The sequence below is a fragment of the Halorientalis sp. genome (genome assembly GCF_028275115.1).
GTDB lineage: Archaea > Halobacteriota > Halobacteria > Halobacteriales > Haloarculaceae > Halorientalis.
On the sequence record NZ_JAQCNH010000091.1, the window covers coordinates 12,488 to 35,804 of the forward strand.

The window sequence follows — 23,317 nt, forward strand, 5'->3', positions numbered from 1 at the left end:
TCGGACCGACGCCCTTTGCCGATTCGCCGGCGATAGATTTATATATGAAAGCGACTAACTTTGAGTTAGTATGAGTGGTCAAAAGCAGTTCAGAGCGGAAGAAGGCCCAGTCGGTCGCCGGGAGTACGACGACGGTGCGGTCGTGTTCGTTGCGGACGTCGGAGTCGGTCGGGACGCGAGCGTCGACGTGGTCGGTGACATGGCCATCGTCGTCGCGGACGGCGAGCAGTACGAGTTCGACATCGAGAGCGGTGAGGAGGCGCAAGCGTTTATGAAAAACGGCGTCCTCACTGTCGAGGTGAACGCATGAGACTCACCGTCAAGCCGCTGAAACAGAAGGATGCGGGTCGCGGGCTCGCAGCTATCGACCGCGCCGCGATGTCCGAGATGGGCGTCGAGAACGGCGACTACATCGTTATCGAGGGCAAGAACGGCGGTCGCGCAGTCGCCCGGGTCTGGCCCGGCTACCCCGAAGACGAGAGTAAAGGCGTCGTCCGTATCGACGGTCAACTCCGTCAGGAGGCGAACGTCGGTATCGACGACGGCGTCGAGGTCGAGGACGCGGACGTCCAGCCCGCGACCTCGATCACGGTCGCGCTCCCCCAGAACCTCCGGGTCCGGGGCAACGTCGGCCCACACATCCGGAACAAGCTCTCCGGTCAGGCCGTCACGACCGGGCAGACGGTGCCGTTCTCGCTCGGTCTCGGCCCACTGTCGTCGATGTCGGGACAGAAGATTCCCCTGAAGATCGCCGAGACAGACCCCTCCGGGACGGTGGTCGTCACCGACTCGACCGACATTCAGGTGAGTGAGAAGCCCGCCGAACAGATCGTCGGCGAGCGCGGCAGCGGTGCCGCGAGCGAGGAGACGCCCAACGTCACATACGAGGACATCGGCGGCCTCGACGACGAGCTCGAACAGGTTCGGGAGATGATCGAGCTCCCGATGCGTCATCCGGAGCTGTTCCAGCAGTTGGGGATCGAGCCCCCGAAAGGTGTCCTGCTCCACGGCCCGCCGGGCACCGGCAAGACGCTGATGGCCAAAGCCGTCGCCAACGAGATCGACGCCTACTTCACGAACATCTCGGGTCCCGAGATCATGTCGAAGTACTACGGCGAGAGCGAGGAACAACTGCGGGAAGTGTTCGAGGAGGCAGAGGAAAACTCGCCGGCCATCGTCTTCATCGACGAGATCGACTCCATCGCACCCAAGCGTGGCGAGACTTCCGGTGACGTGGAGCGTCGGGTCGTCGCCCAGCTCCTCTCGTTGATGGACGGCCTCGAGTCCCGCAACGAGGTCGTCGTAATCGGAGCGACCAACCGGGTCGACAGCATCGACCCCGCGCTCCGGCGTGGCGGTCGCTTCGACCGCGAGATCGAGATCGGCGTCCCGGACAAGGACGGCCGCAAGGAGATTCTCCAGGTCCACACCCGCGGGATGCCCCTGACCGACGGGATCACTCTCGACGAGTACGCCGAGAACACCCACGGGTTCGTCGGTGCCGACCTCGAATCGTTGACCAAGGAGTCGGCGATGAACGCACTTCGGCGTATCCGGCCGGAACTCGACCTCGAGTCGGACCAGATCGACGCCGAGATTCTCGACCGGTTGCAGGTTACCGAGGACGACTTCAGGTACGCACTGAAGGGAATCGAGCCGTCCGCGCTCCGTGAAGTGTTCGTCGAGGTGCCCGACACCACGTGGGAGGACGTGGGCGGCCTCGGCGACACGAAGGAGCGACTCCGCGAGACCATCCAGTGGCCGCTCGAGTACCCAGGAGTGTTCGACGAGTTGGACATGCAGGCCGCCAAGGGTGTGCTCATGTTCGGCCCGCCGGGCACCGGGAAGACCCTGCTCGCCAAGGCCGTCGCCAACGAGGCCGAGTCCAACTTCATCTCGGTCAAGGGCCCCGAACTGCTGAACAAGTTCGTGGGCGAGTCGGAGAAAGGTGTCCGCGAGATCTTCGAGAAGGCACGGTCGAACGCACCGACCGTAATCTTCTTCGACGAGATCGACTCCATCGCGGGTGAGCGTGGCCGCCAGGCCAGCGACTCCGGCGTCGGCGAGCGCGTCGTCTCCCAGTTGCTGACCGAACTCGACGGCATCGAGGCTCTGGAGGACGTGGTCGTCATCGCGACTTCCAACCGCCCCGACCTGATCGACTCGGCCCTGCTCCGTCCCGGACGGCTGGACCGCCACGTCCACGTCCCGGTCCCCGACGAGGACGGCCGCCGGAAGATCCTCGACGTCCACACCCGGAACAAGCCCCTAGCCGACGACGTGGACTTGGACGAACTGGCCGGCAAAACGGAGGGGTACGTCGGTGCCGACATCGAAGCGCTGACTCGCGAGGCATCGATGGCCGCCTCCCGTGAGTTCATCAACAGCGTCGAGCCCACCGAAGTCGACGAGAGTGTGAGCAACGTCCGCGTGACGATGAACCACTTCGAGGACGCGCTCGACGAAGTCGCCCCCAGTGTCGACGACCAGACTCGCGAACGCTACGAAGAGATCGAAGAGAACTTCGACACGGCCGAGCCTACCGTGGAGGAAGACACGGTCAGCCGGACCTTCCAGTAACCCACGTTCTGGCTGGGAGGTGCCGACGCCGACAGTGGCTACAGAGGAATCAAAAGACCGTGCGCCTCCGGCGCTCGCGAAGAACCGCGCTCGCCCCGCTCGCGCGACTGCCGGTGTTCACTGCAGGTGAGCAGATGACCCGAGACACCCAGTGAGACGGAACCGTTGGTGGCGTGCGGACCGGGCGATCGAACGCAGACGGCAAAGCCGTGGAGTACACCCGGGTGGTTTCGGAAGCGGGATTGGATAACCCGCGCGGCGGCGCTGCAGTGACGGACGCGTCCGGCGTCTCCCGGGCGACGGCGGTCCGTCGTCTCGACGAACTGTGGACCTCGAGCGGCGACCCCGCGCAGGCGGTGGCAGACGCCGTCTCCGAGGACGCGTTCGAGTCTACCGACGAGAACGAACGGTAGGGGCAACGTCGGTATCACCGCCGAGTTAGTCGCGGACGAGGTGACGGTGCGAGCGGTCGAGTCCGCGTTCAACTCTGCGACGACGCCACGGTCGGGCCGATACTTCTGCGTTCATTCCGGTTCCGACGGTGGCGAAGTCGTCGTCACCGCGACCGTCGACGGCAAAACCGGCGTAGTCGCCCGGCGGGAGCACCCCTGCACGGTCGGAGCCAGTCCCCGGTCGGTATTTCCGGCCGTGAAACACCGCGTGTGGGTTGTCGTTCACGCCGCACCAGGGGACTCGCATGGAAGCGCTCGGCCCGGATCGGTGTGGCGTCGGCATCCGCGGCGTCGCCATGGCCATCGACACGGTAGTTTGGCTCGCACTGTTCGTGATTGCGGTCTCGGTCGTAGGTGCCATCACCGGCCAGACTGCGACCACTGCAAGCGGCGTCGAAACGGACCTCACTGGTACGCCCGCCGTGATAGGGTTAGCTCTCTGGCTCGCACTCGCGATTGGCTACCATACGCTGGCCGAATGGCGATACGGCAAGACGCTCGGCAAGTACCTCGTGAGCATCCGGGTGGTCGCCGGAGACGGGAGCGCCCCCTCGTTCGGTGCGGTCCTCGGTCGGAACGTCCTCCGACTCGTCGACTGGGTCCCCCTGTTCTACGTCGTCGGTATCGTCGCCGTCCTCGTCTCTGACCGCCAGCGGCGACTCGGCGATTGGGTCGCCGACACGGCCGTCGTCCGGTCGTGAGGCGGCGCGGACCCCACCCGCGTCAGTGGCGGCCCGAGACTCGAAAACTCGCGCGACACATCGCTGGTACTGTTATGCCTGCCCGTAACGAGTCACCGTCGGATCGACCTCGCCTCGAATATGGATGCCGCCACGGGACGCACCCGCGACCGTGGGGTTAGTGTCGCCGGTCTCGGACGACAGTTCCCCGCCTCCCGAGGTCACGCTCGACACCGGACCGGACGCAGGGGCAGCGCATCGAGATTACGGACCGAAAGGCGAGTATGGGTGGTCTTCGCGGACGGCTTCCAGACGCCCGGTACCGTCTCTGTCTGACAGCGCGTACTCCGAGACGATGGCGTCGACTCGACTCGTATCCAGTCGGTCCAGACACTCGGCGGCGCCACTCACCGCCTCGACCGTGGCGTCCTCGTGCTGGCTCTCGAGGTGACGCGGCAACTGCTCCGTGGCCGTCTATGTCACGCAGACGTACAAAACGCGTATCCTGCCGGCCATAGCAGTCTCATCCGTCCGGGTAGTAGCAGTTGTTGGTAGCCTGAACCGCGAGAACGAAACGCGTCGACGCGCCCAGTTCACACCACGGTCGGTCCCGCTCGGGGAACCAGGAGTCAGCCAGGGGAACCCCCGGAACGGCGGCTGTTCGGCGTGCCGTTCACGGGACGACCGGGGCTGGTACCTCACGTAGATCGCCCGGTGGCTCGGGGCGTTTGCGACGGGACCGAGGCCCTCGCCATCGGGACGGCGATAGCGGGCGGCGAGCTACGTGCCGTGTCGTCGTCCGCCGCCAGCCCTTACCGGAGGGTCGGTTGAGTGTCCTCGCCGCCGGTTTCGTCCGCAGGACCCAGTTCCGCCACCCACTCGCCGGTACGGGTTCGAGAGCGGCGGGGCAGTGCGGTCGGCCAGTTGGTCCGTGAGAATGCTGTCACGGTCGATTTCAATGCCCGTGTCGGTATCTACTGTGGGACCCCGGCCGATTACTCGTACCGGAGCGCGTCGATGGGGTCGACGCGGGCCGCACTCCAGGCAGGGTAGAGTCCTGAGACGACGCCGACGATCAGGCCGATGCCGATGGCCGCGCCGACCCACACGAGCGGGAGCGTCAGCGGGAGTTCCGCGTACGTCACCGCGACCCAGCCGCCCGCGACGCCGATGGGGACGCCCAGCAACGCGCCGCCGGCGCCCAGCAGCAGGGATTCGACGAGGAACAGCTGGAGCACGTCGCGGTTGGTCGCTCCGACGGCCTTCATAATCCCGATCTCTTTGGTCCGCTCGCGCACAGAGACGAGCATGATGTTCGCGATACCGATGGCCCCTACCAACAGGGAGATGACGGCGATACCGGTGACGAACTGGGTAAGTCGGTCGACGACGTTCTCGATGCGCTGGACGATATCCTCGTTCGTCTGTGCGCTCACCTGGTAGCTCTCGGGCGCCAGCTGCGTGGCGTCGGATTCGCCATCGACATAGCTCTGGACCCGTTCCTGGACGGCCGCGGTGTCGCCGGGGTTCGCGGCGACGACGGTCACCTGCGGGAAGACGTTCTGTCGAGTGCCAGTGGCAGGGCTCGTGACGACAGTGTCGTACGCACAGGTCGGCAGATAGAATCGCGGTTGAGACCCGAAGCCGGCGAGCGGGTTCAGTCCGGCGTCGTCCCCAAGAACGCCGACGACCGTGACGTTACGTGTCCGGTTCCCGCGCTGTGTGACCGCTACCCGGTCACCGGCCGAGAGGTTTCCGGGGAACAGTGCCGCTGCAGAACGTGTAACGACCATCTCGTCCGGGCACTCCCGACCCGACCCGGCGGCCACGAACGGGCCACCTGCGCGGAACTCGACGGTCCCGAACAGCGCGGGCGTGGTGGCCGTCACTTGGTCCCGGGCGACGGTCTCACCCCCGTGTGAGAGTGCCGAGGTGGCGATAGTCCCTCTGGGAACGACCCGGTCGACCCCTTCGATCTCTCCGATCCCGCTCACGTCGTGCTCGGTGAATACGGGCTGGGAGAGCGCCGCCGGTGGCCCCCCATCGTCGCTGGGTGTGGCGACGAGGAACACCCGATTGGCCGGCGAGTCGTCGAACTGACCGACGACCTCGGCCTTGACGCTCGCTCCGAGCGTGACGAAGGTGATGACCGCCGCGATACCGATCACGATACCGAGTGCGGTCAACGCTGCACGGAGTTTGTGACCGCGGATCGAGCGCAGGGCGAGCCGCAGGCTCTCTGAGAGGTACATCAGGGCGTCCCCCCTGCGTCGACGGCGTCGATGGCGTCAACCTCGCCGTCCTGGAGTCTCACGATGCGCTCGGCCCGGTCGGCGATAGCAGGCTGGTGGGTCACGAGCAGAATCGTGTTGCCGGCCGCGTGCAGGTCGTCGAGTAGCGCCATGATCCGCTCGCCGGTCTCCGTGTCGACGTTACCGGTCGGCTCGTCGGCCAACACGATTGCCGGGTCGGTCACCAGCGCGCGGGCGATGGCGACGCGCTGGCGCTGTCCCCCGCTGAGCTCCGATGGGCGGTGGTCGGTCCGGTCGCCCAGACCCACGCGGTCGAGGAGGTCACGTGCCCGCTCCAGACGCTCGGCGCGACCGACGCTCTGAAACACCAGCGGGAGCGCGACGTTCTCCTCGGCGGTCAGTCGTGGCATGAGGTTGAACGTCTGGAAGACGAACCCGACCTGCTCGCCGCGAACACGGGCTCGCTCGGGGGTCGCGAGCGTGGTGACGTCCTCACCGGCGACGCTGACGGTCCCTGCGGTTGGCGTGTCGAGACAGCCGACCAGGTTAAGCAGCGTACTCTTGCCCGAACCACTGGGACCCATGACGGCGGTGTATGAACCCCGAGCGAGGGTCAGCGACACGTCGTCGAGGGCATAGACCGGTTCGCCGCGGCTGTACGTCCGGGCGACGGCGTCGAGTTCGACCGCCGGCGGGCTGGCGCCGGCCGCTTCGCCTGTCATCGACTGAATCAAGAACTCCAGACAATTGAACGCTACGTGCGCTGTCAGAAGGGTCAAGTACGTCTCGCCCTTAACTAGTTTCGTGACACCTCCATCTAGTGAAACCGACCGAGGGATACTCGCCCTCCGGATGGCCGCGGTCGCCGCGGTCCTGTTGGGAGCTGGCGTCGTCGTGGGCATGGCCGTCCAGCCCGACGAGACGACCGCGCCCAGCGGTGACGCGATTCTCGACCGCACCGCGGAGCAGTACGGCGAGGCCGACAGCTTCGTCGGTACCGTCACCGTCGACGTGACCTTCGAGAACGAGACAGACCGTGTCGAACGGTCGGCCCGCGCGCAGGTCCAGTACCTCACACCGGACGGGTACCGAGTCGACGGTCTCGCGCCGGACCGAATCGCGAACACGACCGTCGCGACGAACGGCTCGGTCGTGTGGTTCGACAGGCCGACTACCCCGCCCGTTGTTCGGTCGCCCAACGCCAGCCAGTCCGAGCGGCTCGAACAGGTGAACGTCACCGCCGTCGTCGAGAAACTCGACGCGAACGTCTCGGTGACCAACCAGGGGACCGCGACCGTAGACGGCGAGGAGACGTACGCCCTCGACGTCGAGTACACGGGCCCGACGGAGTTACCCGACGACGAACGGTACGCCAACGTCAGTGACCGTCTCGACGACATCGAGGAGACGAATCTTACGGTCTGGGTCGACACCGACGACGATCGGCTCCGGAAAGTCGAAGCCGTCGTGACCGGGTCCGAGGGCACGGTGACGACGACGATGCGCTTCGAGTCGTTCCAGTTCGACGTGGCGATCGACGAGAGCACGTTCCGACCGCCGTCCGACCGTCAGGTCGTCTCGGGTGCGTTCGACCGGACGAACTACGAGACGCTCGCCGAGGCCGACCAAGCCGTCGACTTCCCCGTCACCGAACCTGCGGTGCCGGCCGGCTTCGAGCTTGAGAGCGCCGCCGTCGGCACGCAGGGCGACCGCGCGACCGTGACCGGTGTCTACGCCAACGAAACGGCCGAGTTCGTCGCAATCCAGTCGGAGCAGAACCCGCTGGCACGAATCGACACCGACGGCGAGTCGCTGTCGGTGGGTGACGAGACCGTCACCGTCGTCGAGCGGGGCGACATGACGGTGCTGTTCTGGGAGGCCGACGGCCGGACGTACGGCGTCGCCGGCTCGCTCGGGCAGGACCAGCTCGCAGAAATCGCCCAGCCGATGGCCGTTGCCGACTGAGTTCGGCCCACCCTGCTCCGTATCCCCGTCGATTTCTGAGACGTGTTTTAGACTGTGCCGGCCGCGAAGCGAGACGAAGGTGACCAGACCGCGTGCACGAGAGAGCGCGGCACAGCGCCGAGACGGTCGACGAGTGCCGATTGCTCGCTGCCCCCCGCTTCTAACACGGCAGTTTACTGTCGGTCCGGCGAGACGAATCCGCTCCGCTGACACGCTCACTCGTACGTGTATCCGTCCAGCCGGGCGACGGTGTAGCGGTAACAGCCCGTGGCGACGAGCGCGAGGAGAGCGGCCCACGCGAGGAAGCCGGCCGCCCGGAGCAGCTCTGCGGAGTCGCCGGCGAAGGCGGGCGCGTCCACCACGACTGGGACGAAGACGGTGGTGATGCCGACGGCGGCGACGACGGTCGTCACGAATGAGTGACCGAGCAGGGCAGCCGTCGTCGGGGTCGGGGCTTCGACGCCACCGAACGCGCGAACGGTCTCGAACCGCGGTGCGAGCGCACCCAATCCCAGTGCGAGCAGACTGCTGAAACCGGTGAGGACGAGGGTGAACGCGAGCACGTACGCCAGGCTCACGGGGTCGAGGACACTGTACCAGCCGGTCAGGACGACGACCAGCAGGGTCAGCGGGAGCCAGAGGACGGTGCCGGCGAGGATGCGTGCGTGGACGAGCGGGCGACCGGACGACGGCGTGGTGAGAACCGCCGGAAGCATCGACCCCTCGGTGCCCAGTGGGTTCAGGCCAAAGGTCCCGCCGGCGAGGAACGCGCCGAGGACGGCGAGGAACACAGGCAGGATGGCGGAGCGCGGGTTGGAGACGGCCAACTGTGCGATGGGGAAGGCCATGAACAGAAAGTACGTCAGGTGGATGAACTGGGCTGGTGCGCGGACCCCGCGGACCAACTGCCACCAGACGAGCCGCGTGACTCGTCGGCCCGAGAGAACGGCCGGCATCGCCACACGGGAGAGTCGCGCTCGCACGCTGGTCTCGTCGGTCGTGGCCGGGTCGGCGTACCAGACGGCCGGCGCGAGGTACCAGGTGGCCGCGAGCAGGCAGGGGACCGCACCCAGAACGATACCGGCGGCGGCCAGCGACGGCGTGCCGACGGTGACGGGTACCGGCGACGCCACGAGTAACAGGTCGGCGTACGGCCCGACCGGGACGGCCTCAAGCGGTGCGAGCGACCGAAGGAGCCTGGCTGGTTCCGACGGCGCCAACACGTTCACGCCGACGATGAGCGTCCCCGCAGCGAGGAGGCTCGCCCAGGCGCCGGATGGTTTCGACCATCCCAGCCGTCGGTAGCACAGACGGACGAAGTAGCCGATGGTGAACCCGCTGGTCAATCCGAGCGCCAGCAGTGGCAGAACGCCGATGGCGACGACCGGTATCAGAAGCGGCGTCCCCGCCCCGACTGCGAAAGCCGTGACGGCGATAATAATAGGGCTTCCGAAGACGACCACGACGCGGGTGTACTCCGCGAGGACGAGGCCGGTGACGACTGCCCGGGGCCGCACGAGCGTCAACAACAGGTCGGCGTGGTCGGCGTCGCCGGCGCGTTCGAGCGCCCGGAGCCCGAACACGACCGCTAGCGAGCCGATCCAGGCCACGATCTGTGGACGGAGCAGTTCGACGACCGACATGTCCGTTCCGCTCCGGAACCGCAGACCGAGCGCGTACCCGCCCGACAGAACCGAGACCAGGACAGGCGAGAACAAGACGAGCAGGAGCGCGATGCCGATGAGTTGGCGGCGACTGGCGAGAACGGCCCGGACGCTGCGGCGCACCTCGACTGTCGCGATCCGGACGCCGTGACGCAGGTCCGTCGCCAGTTCCCCGTCCATCTCAGTCCTCCAGCACGGTCTCGCCGGGATAGCCCAGTTCGGCTGTCAAGTCGAGAAAGGCGTCCTCCAGGCCCCGTTCGGAGCCGGCCTCGGCGCGATGCTGTAGTTCCGCCGGCGTCCCCTCGGCGACGAGGCGCCCCTCGTTGAGGACACCAACCCTGTCGGCCAGTTCCTCGACGACCGGGAGGACGTGCGTCGAGAGAAACACCGTCCGTCCCTGCGCTGCCAGTTCCGCGAGGAGGTCCCTAACCGTGCGGGCGGCCCGCGGGTCGAGTCCGCTCGTCGGTTCGTCCAGAAAGAGGACGCCCGGGTCACCCAGTACCGTTCCCGCGAGCGCCGTCTTCTGGCGCATCCCCTTCGAGTACGTGCGGATGGGGTCGTCGGCGTCCCCGAGCAGCCCGAACCGATCCAGCAGCGGGTCGATCCGGTCGCGCTCGGCGTCGTCGAGGCTCTGCAGGTCGGCCAGATAGGAGAGCTGTTCCCGAGCGGTCAACTCGTCGTACACCGGCGGTTTCTCGGGGAGATAGCCCACGTGGCCGACGACGGCGTCCCGGTCGGCAACGTGTTCGCCCTCGATCCAGGCGTCGCCGCCGCTGGGGTCGGTGAGCGTCGTCAGAATCCGCATCGTGGTGGTCTTGCCCGCGCCGTTGGGGCCGAGAAATCCGTAGACTGTCCCCTGCGGAATCGAGAGGTCGAGGTTCGACAGGGCCGTCACGGTACCGTAGGTCTTCGTCAACGCCTCCGTCTCGATGGCGGCGGGCATTGAACGTGACTGACAGCCTCCAGCGGTATCAATCGTCCGGCGGACACACCACGCCGATACCGCTGGCCGGGCCGCTCGACTGTCGGTCGGACCGAGGGAGCGGGTTACCCGGCCCGACCGCGTCTGCGCGTGGCCGGGGAAATACAGCGAGACACGATGACCCGACGACACTCAGTCGAACACGGTGGGCTCGCAGTGTGCCCCCGTGCCGCCGCTGAGGAGACTCGTCACTTCGACGGTGTCGTCCGGCGGACTGGCCACCGGCAGGTATGTGTCGACCCAAGAGAGCGAGCGGAGCAGGTCGTGAACCCCCCTGCCCTACCGCGCTCGGGGCTGCCCGCCCCTCGCTTGTGAGGACAGGGCCTCCTGGTTCTGTGTCGGAATTTATCGCCGACGTGGGCACAGCGATTCCAGACGCCACAGGCGACGTCCCGTCACAGGTGGTTCGGAGTGTCCCACGCCTGCTAAATGGACACTCAGCCACAACCGAGGGTACGCGCTTCTTCTCGCGCTTGAACACCATCGGAGGCGTGACGAGCATCATACTATCAATACTGACCGTAGGGATCGGAAAGCCATACCCTGTAGTGAAACTAAAACGACGACGCTGTATCCCCGCCCTACTCACTCGCTCCGCTCGTTCCGTGCGGACAGAGGCTTAACGCCTGTAGTCGGTTAGACGCCGGTTCGACCGTCGAGGGTCGTCTCCCCGTCGAACAGTGGAGTCGCTCGACGAAGCAGTAACTATCGGTCCAGTGGTTCCGCGGCGTCGCGTTCGACCAGCGGTTCGGCGTTGGCCGCCGGGAGCGTCACCACGTCGTCGCTGGCCAAGTCGTAGGCCCGTTCGTCGATACCGAGAATCTCGCCGACGTCTCGCGTAATCCGTACTGTCCGGCGGTCGACGCCCGAATCGTCGCCGCTGGACACCGCGTTCGTCCCGTCGTCCGAGCGAGAGTCGGGGGTCGGGTCCGTTGCAGCGCCGGTGTCGGCCGCTCGGTTCTGGTCGGTCCCGCGGTTCGCCGTCTCTGTGGGGTCCGGACCGGCGTTGTCGGACGCTCCAGCATCGCCCTGGACGGGCGGTTCCTGTGGCGGTACTGGAGGCTCCGGGTCCGAGCCGTCCGTCGCGGACTCGGAGTCGACCGCGTCGAGAGACGGCGTCTCCTGTCCGTTCCCCATCAGGTCAGCGGCGTCGACGCCCGTCGACTGTTCCGGGTCTCCGAGCGACTCGGTCGCGTCTGCCCCCGACGGTTCCGCAGTCGGTGACCCGCCGGCGTCGGGCGTCCCGTTCGGGGTCGTGTCCGAGCTCTCGGCGACGTCCGGGTCTTCGCCGTCGAGAACCGCGAACACCCGGTCGCGGTTGTTCTCGATGGACGCGACCATGCTCTCGAACAGTTCCCGCTCCTCGGCGGTCAGTCCCTCGTCCTCAGTGGGCATATCAGCCGCCGCGAACGAGGCCATCTTGACGAGTTTACCCACGCGGCGCTCGTAGATGGCCTCGACGGTCTGTTCGGCCGTGTTGATGTTGTTCGTGATCCGACTGACTTCCGGGTCGTCGAAGGGGTCCTCGGCGCGCTCGGCGGCCCGGTCTCGTTCCTCGCGCAACTGCTGAATCAGTCCGCCCGCGTCCGCGTAGAAGGAGTTCCGCAGTTGCTGGAGGCTATCGCTCTGGCGCTCTCGGTCTCGGACCGACTGGAGTTCGTCGAGGTTCATATCATTCCGGCCCCTTCTCGGCGCGCCCCCTGGCCATGAGGAACACACCGACGTACTCCGGAACGGAGTGAACTCCCTCCGAGAGTGTAAAACTATCGCCCAGAAGTTCGATTGTCCCGCCGTCCATCACCTCTACCGTAATCTCGTGGCCAACGAACGTTTCCGGCACCGCGTCGACCAGCGGGTCGAAGCCGTCGATCGCGCCGCGGTCGATCCGTCTCACCGCTAGTCCGCTCCCGCCGTGCAGCGTCCCGGGCAGGCGTATCAGCCGGTTCGTGTCCGTCGTCACCGGTTCGTCGATGGGCGCGTCGTCCGCGTCGAGGACCGACGAGCCGATTCGTTCGGCGAAACTCCTGACGACCGGATGGGCGGAGAGATTACCACGTTCGATCTCGACGAACCGATTCTGTGCAACGTTCCAGGCGGCCCGCGCTTTCTTCTCTCCCACGCCGTCGTACTCCTGGAGGCGCTCGACCGCTGTGTCTTCGGTCATGGCTCGAATCGCCTCGAACTCGGTGAGCAACCGCTCGTGAACCCGGCTTCCCCATCCGCCGTCTGTCGGCAGATACTCGTTCTGTGCCGGACTCTTCCGGCCCACCTCGCCGCCGACCGCCTCCACGTCTATCACGGCGTCGAGCGCCATCCCGATTCCGCGGACGTAGTCGACGACCTCCCGACGAGCCTCGCGTTCGAGCCGCTGAATGCCCGGGTCGCGAACGTGGACGTGATACCCCCGTCCACCGGAGAAGGCGATAGTCGTGTCCTCGAAGCCGAAGTCGTTCTCGAGGAAGTCCAGCAGACGCAACAGGGCGTCCTTGCACTTGGCGAGCATCTCGGCGTAGGAGTCCTCGCCCAGCGTTACCGACGGCAGGTGGTCGGCGTCCAGGTCGAAGATCAGATCGGAGGAGCGCCAGTTCTTCTCACCCATCGACCCCGCGCTGGGGTCGTCGTACCGGCCGGCCGAGAAGTAAACGTGACGCGGCCGCTCGCGTTCGAGGAAGGACTCGACATTACCGAGGTCGAGCAGGGCCTTGTGCCGGACCATCGTCGTTCCCGGGCTCGATGTCCAAGGAATGTACCCCCACTCGCGCTCGTTGGCGTCGGGCGGCGGCGTGACCTCGGCGCGGCGATAGTAGTCGCCGAACCGGCCCCGGAGATACGCGCGCGTTCGCTCCTCCATACTACCACACTCGTTGCGATTACCCGTGCAAAAGGGTTTGCAAACTCGGCGTCGCCTGCCCGCAGCGGGTCAAGACAGCAGTTTCTGTAACCGTTCGGTGATTCCGCCGCTGGCGCCGAGTTTGAGGTAGTACGCGTCGCCACCGTCCTCGTAGTAGTTGTCGATACGGCGTTTGACCTCGAATCCGAGGTGTCGGTAGAATCCGATGGCCGGTTCGTTGGTCGTACGGGCGTGGCAGGTCACCGAGGAGTGGTCGTCGGCGACGCGAGCGATCAGGCGTTCGCCGAAGCCCTCTCCGCGATAGCCGTCGGCGACGGCCAGAAACAGGATGTACCCGTCACGGCGAACGGCGGCGAAGCCGACCAGCCGCTCGGTGTCGACTGGACCGCTCTCCAGGAAGAGGTACACCGTCGACCGCCGGTAGGCATCCCGAAAGAAGCCCCGACGCTGTCGGAGAACGTCCTCTTCCTGTCGGATCGACTCCTTGAGAGCCCAGGCCTCGTCCACATAGGCGTCGTCTCCGGCCTTGACGGTCCGGCTCTCGATTGTAGCACTCACTATGCCAGTTTAGCGTGTAGAACACTATAATTCCACCGCCAACGACGTGTGTCGAGTCGAGGTCATCGGCGGTCACAACCGTTTTTCGGCGCCCCGTCGTCTCACGGAGTATGTGGCAGTCTTCAGCGGTCGGCACGACCGTCGAGAACGGGCCGCAGTCCATCGCGACCAGCGCCGTCGTCGAGGCAAAGTCCGACGACGCCACGGCGACCGGAGCGGGCGAAACCACGGTGGGGGCCGAATAATGGGATACGAGCTCCGTGAACACACGGCCGACGTGGCCATCGAGGCGACCGCGGAGACCCTGGGTGCGGTGTTCGGGGCCGTCGCCAACGGCCTCGCGGCCGCGATGTGTGACGAGATTCCCGAGGGAGAACACGAACGGTTCGACCTCAGCGTCCGCGCCGAGAACAGGGAGGCCGTACTGTTCGACTACCTCGACGAGCTGATTTACGAGCGCGACGTCCGCGGTGTCCTACCAGTCGATAACGAGGCGTCGGTGACCGAACAAGACACTACCGAGTGGAGCTGTGGGGCGTCTGCCCGCGGTGTTCCGCTGTCGGCGGTCGACGCCCGAGAGGTGAAAGCGGTCACGTACTCGGAGATGGCGCTCGAATCGACCGACGGTGGCTGGCGCGCGTACGTGGTCTTCGATGTCTGAGATACGATAGCTGGCTTTACACTACTCGATTCCATAGTGCGCCTGTGACCTCTGGAACACGCTCGTCACTCCTGTCCGGCGCGCTTGCGTTCTGCGGTGCGCTTTGCTGGGCGGTCCTCGCGAGTGGCCCCGCACGAGCACACGTCAGGTACGTCGCGGAAGACAACAGTGGCCCGACCAATCCCATCGACTTCGCGGTACAGGTCCTCTCGGAGCCGGCGAACGCCGTCCTGTTCGGCGGGTTCGCGATAATCGGAACGGTGGGGCTCCTCGGCTTCGTCTGGGCGCGTCCGACGATTCCCGACATCGAAGTGTTGCGGGCGACTCTCGCCGAGTACGACGACCTGGTGCCGTGGATGCTTCGGCTCAGCATGGGGTTGCCGCTGGTCGGCGCGGGTTTTGCGGGCTACTACTTCAGCCCGGCCGTCGAGAGTCAGCCGAGACTCCTCCTGCTCGGTTTTGGCTTTCTGCTGCTGTTCGGCCTGGCGACGCGGGCGGTTGCGGCCGCCGCGCTCGTGGCCTACTTCGTGGGGCTGGCCCGCTCGCCCGAACTCCTGTTGGCCATGGAGTACATTCCGGGGCTGCTGGCGGTCGTCCTGCTGGGCGGCGGGCGACCCAGCGCCGACCACATGCTCGGGGCCGTCGCCAGCGCGTCGGGCACTTACTACGGCCGGATCGATCCCGTCAATCGAATCGCCCGCCGGTTCGGAGCTCAGATGCGACCGTACGCCCGTTACGCGCCGACGGTGATCCGGGTCGGGCTCGGCGTCGTGTTCGTTTACCTGGGACTCGTCGAGAAACTCCTTCGGCCGGGCCGCACTCTCAGTGTGGTCGCGAAGTACGACCTGACGGCCGTGATTCCAGTCGACCCGGGTGCGTGGGTTCTCGGAGCCGGCCTGGCCGAGATCGCGCTCGGGACACTGCTGATCGCCGGACTGTTGACGCGCGGCGTCGCAGCCGCCGCGTTCGTCGTGTTCACTCTGACGCTGTTTGGCATCCCAGACGACCCCATCCTCGCTCACATCACGATGTTCGGGCTGGCGTCGGCCGTGTTCACCATGGGGAGTGGGCCACTCGCACTCGACCGCCTGCTGTCGGACGCCGATTCGGGGACCGGTCGCCCCGCACCGAGTGAGCAGGACCTCGCCGACGACTGACGGACGCGGGACAGTCGAAATATATTCCGCCGTCGGCGTCGCACTTTCTGGTATGACTACCTTCGATGCCGACGGCATCACTCTTGAAAAGGTACGAGATTACGTCTGGGAAATCCCAGCGAAAGGCGGCATGAACGCCCCCGCCCGCGTGCTGGCCAGCGAGTCGCTCCTCGAGGAGATTCAGCAGGACAAGACCCTCCAGCAGCTGAAAAACGCCGCCCACCTGCCGGGCGTCCGGAACCACGCCATCTGTATGCCCGACGGTCACCAAGGCTACGGCTTCCCCGTCGGTGGCGTCGCCGGCATCGACGCCGAGAACGGCTGTATCTCGCCGGGAGCTGTCGGATATGATATCAACTGCCTACCGGGAGATATCGAGGTTAAACTCTCGTTCGGTCGGCGAGCGGAGATCGAGTCGCTGCAGGAAGCGTTCGAGACCGAACAAGCGACCGTCGCCGGCGAAGAGTTGACGGATTCCGGCATCCGGCTGTTCACCGAATCGGGGGAGAAAACGGTCTACGAAGTCGAGACTTCGACAGGCGAGAGGATCGAAGCGACGACCGATCATCCGTTCAGGACACCGGACGGAATGGTCGATCTGGCCGAACTCGAAGTCGGAGACGGAGTCGAAGTCCAGCCGTTCCGGGGCATCGAGGACGAAACGCCGGAGGATTTCGTCGTCCTCACCGAAGAGGACTTCGCCGACACGAACCCTCAACTCCGCCGTGTACTGGAAAAACGCGACGTGTTGCCGCTCAAATCGACCGACGAGACGTTCCACCGACTGCTCAAGATCATCGGCTATCACGTGGGCGACGGATCGCTCGGCGGTCAGGAACAGATGTGGTTCTACGGAGAACCGGACGATCTCGAACGGATCCGCGAGGACATCGAGAAAGTCGGGTTCAAGCCGTCGGAGATCTACACCCGGGATCGGAACCACGATGTCGATGGGAACAAATTTGAAACAACCGAGTACAGTTTCAACACCTCATCGAAGGCGTTTCGACGGCTGCTGATCGAACTCGGCGTACCGGACGGGCCAAAGGTATCCACCGGATTTACGACACCGGACTACTTCGACCGGCTCACAGACTGGCAGCAAGCACTCTACTTCCGGGCGTACTTCGGCGCGGAAATGAACGCCCCGGCCGCCCAGCACGACAAGAACCTCTACTGTCCGAAGGTCTCTCAAACCCGGACCGCAGGGACTGTCGAGGCCGGACGCGAATTCTTCGAGGATCTGCGTGCGTTCTTCTCGCGTCTCGGCATCGAGACGAACGGTCTCGAAGAGTTCGAAACGGAGTCCAACGCCGACCACGACACTGTTCGGCTGCGGCTGGGTATCAAAAACGACTCGGGGAACCTCATCCGGTTTTACTCGCGAGTCGGATACGCGTACAACCACGAGAAGCGACGACGAGCGGTGAAAGCGATCCAGTACCTGAAAAGGAAAGAGCGCGAGCGCGAACACCGAACACGCATCGCCGACGAGGCGAAGACGCTCGCCGACGGCGGGACCTCTGTCGAGAAAGTCAAATCGGAGTTCGACATCAACGGCCGATTCATCGAACGCAGTATCTGGAGCGGACGGGACGGGCTACCGAGGCCAGGGGAGGACTTCCCCGGCTTCGAGGAGTTCTGTGACTCTGTCCACGTCGGGAGTGACCTCACGATCACCACTGAAATCGAATCGATCTCCGAGGTCGGCGAAAAGCCAGTCTATGACATCGGTGTCGAACACGAGGCACACAACTTCCTGGCCGACGAATTCGTCGTCTCCAACTGCGGCGTCCGGATGATGCGGACGAATCTGACGTACAGCGACCTGCAGGGTCGCGAAGAGGAACTCGTCGAGAACTTATTTAGTAACATCCCGTCGGGTCTCGGCGGTGGCGGTGTCGTGCAGGTCGGCGGCGACGAGATCGAGGCGATCCTCGAACGCGGAATGGACTGGGCGCTCGAAGCGGGCTGGGCCGTCGAAGACGACCTGGCCCACTGCGAGGACGAGGGGTTCAGGCCGGAAGCCAACGCCGAGAAGGTCTCGAAGAAGGCCAAAGACCGGGGTGGGAACCAGGTCGGCTCGCTCGGATCGGGCAACCACTTCCTCGAGGTCCAGCGCGTGACCGACGTGTTCCGCGAGGACGTTGGCGGGGCGTTCGGTCTCGAAACAGACCAGATCGTCGTCCTGATACACTGTGGGTCCCGTGGTCTGGGTCACCAGGTCTGTACGGACTACCTGCGCGACATCGAGCAGGCCCATCGAGGACTGTTGGACCGGTTGCCGAATAAGGAACTCGCGGCCGCACCCGCCGGGTCGCAGTTGGCCGAGGACTACTACGGGGCGATGTGTGCGGCGATCAACTTCGCGTGGGTCAACCGCCAGCTCATCATGCACCGGACGCGACAGGTGTTCGAGCGTGTGTTCGACCGCGACTGGGAGGCCATGGAGATGGACCTGTTGTACGACGTAGCACACAACATCGCTAAGAAGGAGGCTCACACGGTCGAAGACGGTGGCGAACGGGAGCTGTTCGTCCACCGGAAGGGTGCGACGCGGGCGTTCCCGGCGGGTCGGCCCGAACTGCCGGCGGCGTACCGGGACGTGGGCCAACCGATCATCATTCCGGGAAGTATGGGCGCGGGAAGCTACGTCCTCCGGGGTGGCGAGCAGTCGCTCGAAGAGACGTTCGGCTCGACGGCTCACGGCGCGGGCCGACTGATGAGCCGCACACAGGCAAAAGACGAGTTCTGGGGCGAGGACGTCCGTGACGACCTCCGGGAGCAAAACGAGATCTACGTCAAAGCACAGTCGGGCGCGACCATCGCCGAGGAAGCACCGGGAGTCTACAAAGACGTGGACGAGGTCGTCCGGGTCTCTGACGCACTGGGTATCGGTGACAAAGTCGCCCGGACTTACCCGGTGTGTAACATCAAGGGGTAACCGCCAGTAACTCGCCTCCGTGAGCTCGGAGGCGGCCGCCCAGTCACCTCGGGTTGGACGTCGCCGGAGCAGCCACCTCCAGCCGTACTGACACGGAGCGACTGGCCGGGGGCTGCAACGACGCCCTCGGCGACGGCAGACCGAAACCCGTCCGCCTGACCGCTAACACGAACAGTTCGAGGAGAGCCCGTCGAAACGAGGGCCGGGACCACCACAGCGCGCTCGACGGCCCCCGGTTATCGGAGCCCAGCAGATAGTTGGGTGATTTTAATTACCGAAAGTCGAATACAGTATATGTAGCTTATTTTCTGATATATGTTTACGGTCTTGAATAAAATTCTGTAAACAGTGATGTTATGTGTTCCGAGAAGTTAGTCCCGACTGGCACGATGGTAACTGCTTCGCGGGAACTCGAACGTATCGAACGGCCACTGGGTGAGGCACTCGAAGAGACGGACGAAGATAGCGCAAAGTACCACATCAGGGAGGCCGCACAGCGAGTGGAGATATTCAGATATCACGTAGAGGAAGGAACGGCAACCGTCGAGGAGTAGTTCAGCGTGCGCGCTCGCCGGCTTCGACGGTCGTCTGCAACCAGTTTTCCTCGGGCGGGAGCGGGCAGTCGAACGTCTCGCTGAACGCACAGAACGGGGCGTACGCCAGGTTGAAATCGAGCGTGATTTCGTCGCCGTCAGTGAGTTCGCGGTCCGGTTCCAGTTCCATGTACCGGCCGTTCTCGTAGGTGGTCTGCCCGGTGGTCTTGTCGCGGAGGGGCACGAAGATGCCTCCGTCCTCGTGTTCCTGTCGGTACCCGTGGAGTTCGTGTGACTCGCCGCCCAGTTCGAAGTCGAAAGTGACGATCCGGAGGTATCGGACGGTGCGTCCCTCGGTGGTGTCCATCTCGACCGGCTCGGGCTCGTCGTGAACGGTGACCGTCGCACCGACGCGATAGTCGGGGTCGGGCGAGTAGTAGTCGAGGCCATCGAACTCGTCACGCTCTTTCGGTGGGATTGGTGACTGTCGATGTTCGTCGAAGAACCGGTCTTTCTCCTCGCGATTGGCCCTGAGGCGCTCGGCCCAGTCCTCGGTTTCGTCGGTCATACTTACGCTACTGGGCCAGCAGGTTTGAGTCCGGCGGCTCGCGGGGGCGGTCGTCAGGGCTGGAAGTCGAACCTGGGTGGGTCGATGTCGGGCGTGCGGTGTTCGACCCGCTCTCCATCCACGGATTTCCGGAAGCTGAGATAGAAACTCCGACCGCACCCGTCTTTCTCGGGGTCGGGGTCGTTCGCACCGCCGTCCCCGACCGAGGACCCATCGCCGGCATCGCCGAGGCAGACGAACTCGATGCCGTCGGCGGCCTCGCGGTCGTCGACTGCGTCGGTCGTGCTCGCGTAGTTCCAGCCGTCGAGGGGTTCCCGGGAGACGCAGTCGTCGTCGAGATACCCTTCACGCTCGACACCAGTCACCGCTCCGCAGTACGGGCAGTGATACGTCACTTCGACCATACGTCTTCTCAGAGCCGGAGGAATATAGGCCGCTCCCTGTAGTCGGCGAGCCACCCCGCTCGAAAGCGGCGTCTCAGTGACACCGGACGTATCTGATGGCAAAGGTACTTGCCCCGAGGAACCGACGAGACGAGTATGATAGACGAGACGGTCGAGGAGATCGAGCAAATGCGAACCCACTCCTCGTCGGTCGTGGCGGTGAAAGCCGCCGCCGCACTCCGGGAACTGGCCGAGGGTGCGTACCCGACGGTCGAGGAGTTCGTGGTGACCCTGGAACGCAACGCGAGCGCGCTCAAACGGGCCAACCCCTCCCACGCGTCTCTCCAGAACGCCCAGCGCGAGGTCGTGGATGCCGTGAAGACGGCCGACCCGGACTCCGTCGACGACGCACAGGACGTTCTTACCGACGCCATCGACCGGGTCATCGACCGCATCGAGAACGCCAAGAGCGAAGCGGCCGAGAACGGCGCGGCGGTCTTCGAGGACGGGATGACCGTTCTCACACACGACTACTCCTCGACGGTGCTGGAGGCGATGGAACTCGCAGCCCGGGACGGAACGCATCTGGAGGTGTACATCACCGAGGCTCGGCCGCGGTATCTCGGCCGGAAGACAGCGCGGGTCCTCGCGGGCGTCGACCGCATCGAACCGCACCTGATCGTCGACAGCGCGGCCGGCCACTTCCTCGCCGAGTGTGACCGGGTGGTCACCGGGATGTCCTGTATCGTCGAGGATACGCTGTACAACAGGGTTGGAACGTACCCCATCGCCGCAGCGGCAGACGACGTGGGTGTGCCGACGACTGTCGTCGGGTCGGGCGCGAAAATTATCGAGGGCGGTTTTGCGTTCGAGAACGAGGTGCGGTCACCGAGCGAGGTGATGCGGGAACCTGCCGAGGGGTTCACCGTCGAGAACCCGGCTTACGACGCAACGCCGACGCGACTCCTCGATACAGTCGTCACGGACGAGGGCGTCCGAGAGTTTTAGACGTCGACGCGGCGCGACCACTGCATCCAGCGGCGCATCGAGTGTTGCCAGAGGCGGGCGACCGTCTCGGCTGTCCGGCTCAACGGTCCCGTCATCACGGTGGCCCCAGACGAGGCGTTGCTGGTAGCGCTGTCGGTCGGGAGCGGACGGTCCGTAACCGTCGTCTCGCACTCCGGACAGCACACGTGTCGAGTTCGTGTTACATAGTCGTCGTCGGCAATCCAGTCGCCACCGACGAGGCTCTCGTGACCACAGTCCGGACAGAACAGTACGGACTTTCTACGACCGGGTGTTCGGCCGCTGTTTGCCTGCGATTGGGGCCCAGTAATGTCGGGAGGGCTCATGATTTATGCGTACGTGCCCGACAGGTAAAGTCCTGTTGGCATACTGGATAATCGTGACATACGGGTCGTCCGTTGTCGACCGTTGCTCCGGGTTTCCGGCGACTGTAGCAACCCTGTGTTTAAGTCAGCGGAACGAGATAAAACGATATGAGTGGGCTACTGGGCATCGAACCGGCGAGTGGGGATGTCCTGGCCCGGGTGTCGACGTCGGCCCAGGCACCGGCGGGTGGTGGCAGTACAGTCGTGTCGGAGGGGACGTGGGTGGTCGCGGCGACGCGGCAGTCGGCGGAGCGCCTGCTCCCCACGCGGTGGCTCCCGTTTCCGGTCCCAGGCTGGACGGTGGACATCGTCGCCACAGTACTGATTCTCGGGCTGGCTTGGGCCACCTCACGACTGGTCGTGGTCGTGTTCAGCCGCCGTATCGCCCGGCGGTTCCGGCGGCCGAGTATCACCCGGACGGTTCTGCGCGCCCTCCGCGTCGGAATCTTCGTCTTCGCGATTCTGGCAATCCTGCCCATCTACGGCGTGAGTCCGAGCGACATTACGCTGTCCGTAGCCGTGTTCTCGGCGGCGATCGGCGTCGTGCTGGCTCCTATCGTCGGCAGTATTATCAGCGGTGTGTTCCTGCTCGCCGACCAGCCATACGAGATCGGTGACATGGTCGAAATCACCGACACCAGCCAGCGGGGGTTCGTCGACGACATCACGCTCCGGTACACCAAGATTATTACGCTGGACAACACGTTTGTCGTGGTCCCGAACGGGGAGATTCGGGCCCGGGACGTCGTCAATTACTCCGCGGAGGACCCTCGGACGCGGCGGACGCTGGATATCGTCGTCACGTACGAGGGCGATCTGACGAAGGCCCGCGACCTGACCGAGCGGGCGGCGAAGGACGTCGACCGCGTCATCGAGGGTGGCCCGGACATCCGCGTCGGAAGCGCGCGGTATCCGGCCGCGCCGACGTGTTACATCGAGGGGTTCGGCGACCACGGCGTCCACCTGCGACTGCGCTACTGGCTCGAAGAGCCGTACAAACTGCTGGCGACCAGGTCACAGGTCCAGACGAGCGTCTGGGGACGCCTCGAAGACGCAGACGTGGAGTTCGCCTATCCCCACCAGCAACACGTCTTCGACGAAACAAGCGGACAGATGGACGTCTCTGTTAGTTCGCCGCGACAGCGAACGGGTCCCGGCGCGAACTCTGAGAAGACCGGTTCGGATACGTCGAACGGCGGAGACAAAGACCCACACGAACCGCCCGGCTAAACGGTGATTATCTTGGCGTCGAGTTCGGTCTGCAGGAACTGCTCGATGTCGGGGTCGTCGGCGACGCGCCGTATCATCTGCCGCCAGCGACTGGCCTGTTTGCGCCCGATGACGACCATCTCGGCCCGGGACTCGGCCACCTCTTCGAGAATCGTTTCTTCGACCAATAGTCCCGTGCGAACAACGTAGCGTACGTCCGGTAGGTCCTCGAACGCATTCTCGACGGCTCGCTTCAGTTCGCTCCGTGAAGTCCGCCGGGAGTTGTGATAGAGGGTGACGTGAAGCACGGTCAGACTGGCGGCTTCCTCGTCTGCGATCTCGATCGCCCGACCGAGCGTGGCTCTGGAGTGGTCGGTGAGCGGATAGCGCACCGGGACGACGACCTGCGTCATCGTGCGGGAGGACACCCCCTCACAGTGTCAATGTTTCCCTCTCCGGTGCAGGTACACGGGGGCCCAGCGAGTGC

The 23,317-nt window shown here is 65.1% G+C and carries 24 protein-coding genes; 12 read left to right on the forward strand and 12 right to left on the reverse strand.

The window, feature by feature from the left end; genetic code table 11:
* Positions 1-70 precede the first annotated feature (70 nt).
* The 4 genes from Q0964_RS12025 (at position 71) to Q0964_RS12040 (ending at position 3,733) form a co-directional block, all read left to right on the forward strand.
* Positions 71-310 carry a DUF7127 family protein gene (locus Q0964_RS12025; RefSeq protein WP_299267816.1) on the forward strand — a complete coding sequence of 80 codons (240 nt, stop codon included), beginning with the start codon at positions 71-73 and terminating at the stop codon, positions 308-310.
* Positions 307-2,580 carry a CDC48 family AAA ATPase gene (locus Q0964_RS12030; protein ID WP_299267819.1) on the forward strand — a complete coding sequence of 758 codons (2,274 nt, stop codon included), beginning with the start codon at positions 307-309 and terminating at the stop codon, positions 2,578-2,580. Before Q0964_RS12025 ends, Q0964_RS12030 begins: the two co-directional genes overlap by 4 nt.
* A gap of 269 nt (positions 2,581-2,849) precedes the next feature.
* Positions 2,850-2,993 carry a hypothetical protein gene (locus tag Q0964_RS12035; protein ID WP_299267821.1) on the forward strand — a complete coding sequence of 48 codons (144 nt, stop codon included), beginning with the start codon at positions 2,850-2,852 and terminating at the stop codon, positions 2,991-2,993.
* Between the two features lie 284 nt (positions 2,994-3,277).
* Complete coding sequence (locus tag Q0964_RS12040) at positions 3,278-3,733, forward strand: RDD family protein (protein ID WP_299267824.1); 456 nt, start codon at positions 3,278-3,280, stop codon at positions 3,731-3,733.
* 243 nt (positions 3,734-3,976) lie between these two features.
* Here Q0964_RS12040 and Q0964_RS12045 read toward each other — a convergent pair whose 3' ends face one another.
* The 3 genes from Q0964_RS12045 to Q0964_RS12055 all read right to left on the reverse strand — a co-directional run bounded on the left by Q0964_RS12045 (position 3,977) and on the right by Q0964_RS12055 (position 6,686).
* Entirely contained in the window at positions 3,977-4,171 is a 195-nt protein-coding gene (locus Q0964_RS12045; RefSeq protein ID WP_299267827.1) for a hypothetical protein, read from the reverse strand.
* Between the two features lie 536 nt (positions 4,172-4,707).
* Positions 4,708-5,964, reverse strand: a complete 1,257-nt coding sequence (locus Q0964_RS12050; protein WP_299267830.1) for an ABC transporter permease — start codon at positions 5,962-5,964, stop codon at positions 4,708-4,710.
* A complete protein-coding gene (locus Q0964_RS12055; RefSeq protein WP_299267833.1) occupies positions 5,964-6,686 on the reverse strand; it encodes an ABC transporter ATP-binding protein in 723 nt (240 codons plus the stop codon). The genes Q0964_RS12050 and Q0964_RS12055 overlap by 1 nt, the downstream gene beginning before the upstream one ends.
* An 82-nt stretch (positions 6,687-6,768) precedes the next feature.
* Between Q0964_RS12055 and Q0964_RS12060 the strand changes: the two genes are divergently transcribed.
* Positions 6,769-7,929: an outer membrane lipoprotein-sorting protein gene (locus tag Q0964_RS12060; RefSeq protein ID WP_299267836.1), complete on the forward strand. Its 1,161-nt coding sequence runs from the start codon at positions 6,769-6,771 to the stop codon at positions 7,927-7,929.
* A 215-nt stretch (positions 7,930-8,144) separates the two neighbouring features.
* Here Q0964_RS12060 and Q0964_RS12065 read toward each other — a convergent pair whose 3' ends face one another.
* The 5 genes from Q0964_RS12065 to Q0964_RS12085 all read right to left on the reverse strand — a co-directional run bounded on the left by Q0964_RS12065 (position 8,145) and on the right by Q0964_RS12085 (position 13,984).
* Positions 8,145-9,773: a hypothetical protein gene (locus Q0964_RS12065; RefSeq protein ID WP_299267839.1), complete on the reverse strand. Its 1,629-nt coding sequence runs from the start codon at positions 9,771-9,773 to the stop codon at positions 8,145-8,147.
* Position 9,774: 1 nt separating this feature from the next.
* Positions 9,775-10,536, reverse strand: a complete 762-nt coding sequence (locus Q0964_RS12070) for an ABC transporter ATP-binding protein (RefSeq protein ID WP_299267841.1) — start codon at positions 10,534-10,536, stop codon at positions 9,775-9,777.
* A 744-nt stretch (positions 10,537-11,280) separates the two neighbouring features.
* Positions 11,281-12,246 carry a hypothetical protein gene (locus Q0964_RS12075; protein ID WP_299267844.1) on the reverse strand — a complete coding sequence of 322 codons (966 nt, stop codon included), beginning with the start codon at positions 12,244-12,246 and terminating at the stop codon, positions 11,281-11,283.
* A gap of 1 nt (position 12,247) precedes the next feature.
* A complete protein-coding gene (gene priS / locus Q0964_RS12080) occupies positions 12,248-13,426 on the reverse strand; it encodes a DNA primase small subunit PriS (protein ID WP_299267847.1) in 1,179 nt (392 codons plus the stop codon).
* 69 nt (positions 13,427-13,495) lie between these two features.
* Positions 13,496-13,984 carry a GNAT family N-acetyltransferase gene (locus Q0964_RS12085; RefSeq protein ID WP_299267849.1) on the reverse strand — a complete coding sequence of 163 codons (489 nt, stop codon included), beginning with the start codon at positions 13,982-13,984 and terminating at the stop codon, positions 13,496-13,498.
* Between the two features lie 110 nt (positions 13,985-14,094).
* Between Q0964_RS12085 and Q0964_RS12090 the strand changes: the two genes are divergently transcribed.
* The 5 genes from Q0964_RS12090 (at position 14,095) to Q0964_RS12110 (ending at position 19,300) form a co-directional block, all read left to right on the forward strand.
* Positions 14,095-14,229 (forward strand): hypothetical protein, encoded by a 135-nt coding sequence (locus Q0964_RS12090; protein WP_299267851.1) that lies wholly within the window; start codon positions 14,095-14,097, stop codon positions 14,227-14,229.
* Positions 14,229-14,645 (forward strand): archease, encoded by a 417-nt coding sequence (locus Q0964_RS12095; RefSeq protein ID WP_299267853.1) that lies wholly within the window; start codon positions 14,229-14,231, stop codon positions 14,643-14,645. Before Q0964_RS12090 ends, Q0964_RS12095 begins: the two co-directional genes overlap by 1 nt.
* 71 nt (positions 14,646-14,716) lie before the next feature.
* Positions 14,717-15,802 (forward strand): DoxX family protein, encoded by a 1,086-nt coding sequence (locus Q0964_RS12100; protein WP_349254466.1) that lies wholly within the window; start codon positions 14,717-14,719, stop codon positions 15,800-15,802.
* A 52-nt stretch (positions 15,803-15,854) separates the two neighbouring features.
* A complete protein-coding gene (locus Q0964_RS12105) occupies positions 15,855-18,746 on the forward strand; it encodes an RtcB family protein (protein WP_299267858.1) in 2,892 nt (963 codons plus the stop codon).
* Positions 18,747-19,135: 389 nt separating this feature from the next.
* On the forward strand, positions 19,136-19,300 hold the full coding sequence (locus Q0964_RS12110) for a hypothetical protein (protein ID WP_299267861.1): 165 nt from the start codon (positions 19,136-19,138) through the stop codon (positions 19,298-19,300).
* 1 nt (position 19,301) lies between these two features.
* Here Q0964_RS12110 and Q0964_RS12115 read toward each other — a convergent pair whose 3' ends face one another.
* Complete coding sequence (locus Q0964_RS12115) at positions 19,302-19,847, reverse strand: DUF1684 domain-containing protein (protein ID WP_299267864.1); 546 nt, start codon at positions 19,845-19,847, stop codon at positions 19,302-19,304.
* A gap of 53 nt (positions 19,848-19,900) precedes the next feature.
* Positions 19,901-20,251 (reverse strand): DUF7969 family protein, encoded by a 351-nt coding sequence (locus tag Q0964_RS12120; protein ID WP_299267867.1) that lies wholly within the window; start codon positions 20,249-20,251, stop codon positions 19,901-19,903.
* Between the two features lie 135 nt (positions 20,252-20,386).
* On the opposite strand from Q0964_RS12120, the gene Q0964_RS12125 reads away from it, so the two are divergent.
* Positions 20,387-21,238, forward strand: a complete 852-nt coding sequence (locus Q0964_RS12125) for an eIF2B alpha/beta/delta subunit family protein (RefSeq protein WP_299267870.1) — start codon at positions 20,387-20,389, stop codon at positions 21,236-21,238.
* On the opposite strand, the gene Q0964_RS18645 is transcribed toward Q0964_RS12125, so the two are convergent.
* Positions 21,235-21,582 (reverse strand): DUF8106 domain-containing protein, encoded by a 348-nt coding sequence (locus Q0964_RS18645; RefSeq protein ID WP_475405892.1) that lies wholly within the window; start codon positions 21,580-21,582, stop codon positions 21,235-21,237. The genes Q0964_RS12125 and Q0964_RS18645 overlap by 4 nt on opposite strands.
* Before the next feature lie 147 nt (positions 21,583-21,729).
* Between Q0964_RS18645 and Q0964_RS12130 the strand changes: the two genes are divergently transcribed.
* Positions 21,730-22,851: a mechanosensitive ion channel family protein gene (locus tag Q0964_RS12130; protein WP_299267873.1), complete on the forward strand. Its 1,122-nt coding sequence runs from the start codon at positions 21,730-21,732 to the stop codon at positions 22,849-22,851.
* Here the strand turns inward: Q0964_RS12130 and Q0964_RS12135 are convergent.
* Positions 22,848-23,243 (reverse strand): universal stress protein, encoded by a 396-nt coding sequence (locus Q0964_RS12135; protein WP_299267875.1) that lies wholly within the window; start codon positions 23,241-23,243, stop codon positions 22,848-22,850. The two genes, Q0964_RS12130 and Q0964_RS12135, sit on opposite strands and share 4 nt — an antisense overlap.
* Positions 23,244-23,317 lie beyond the last annotated feature (74 nt).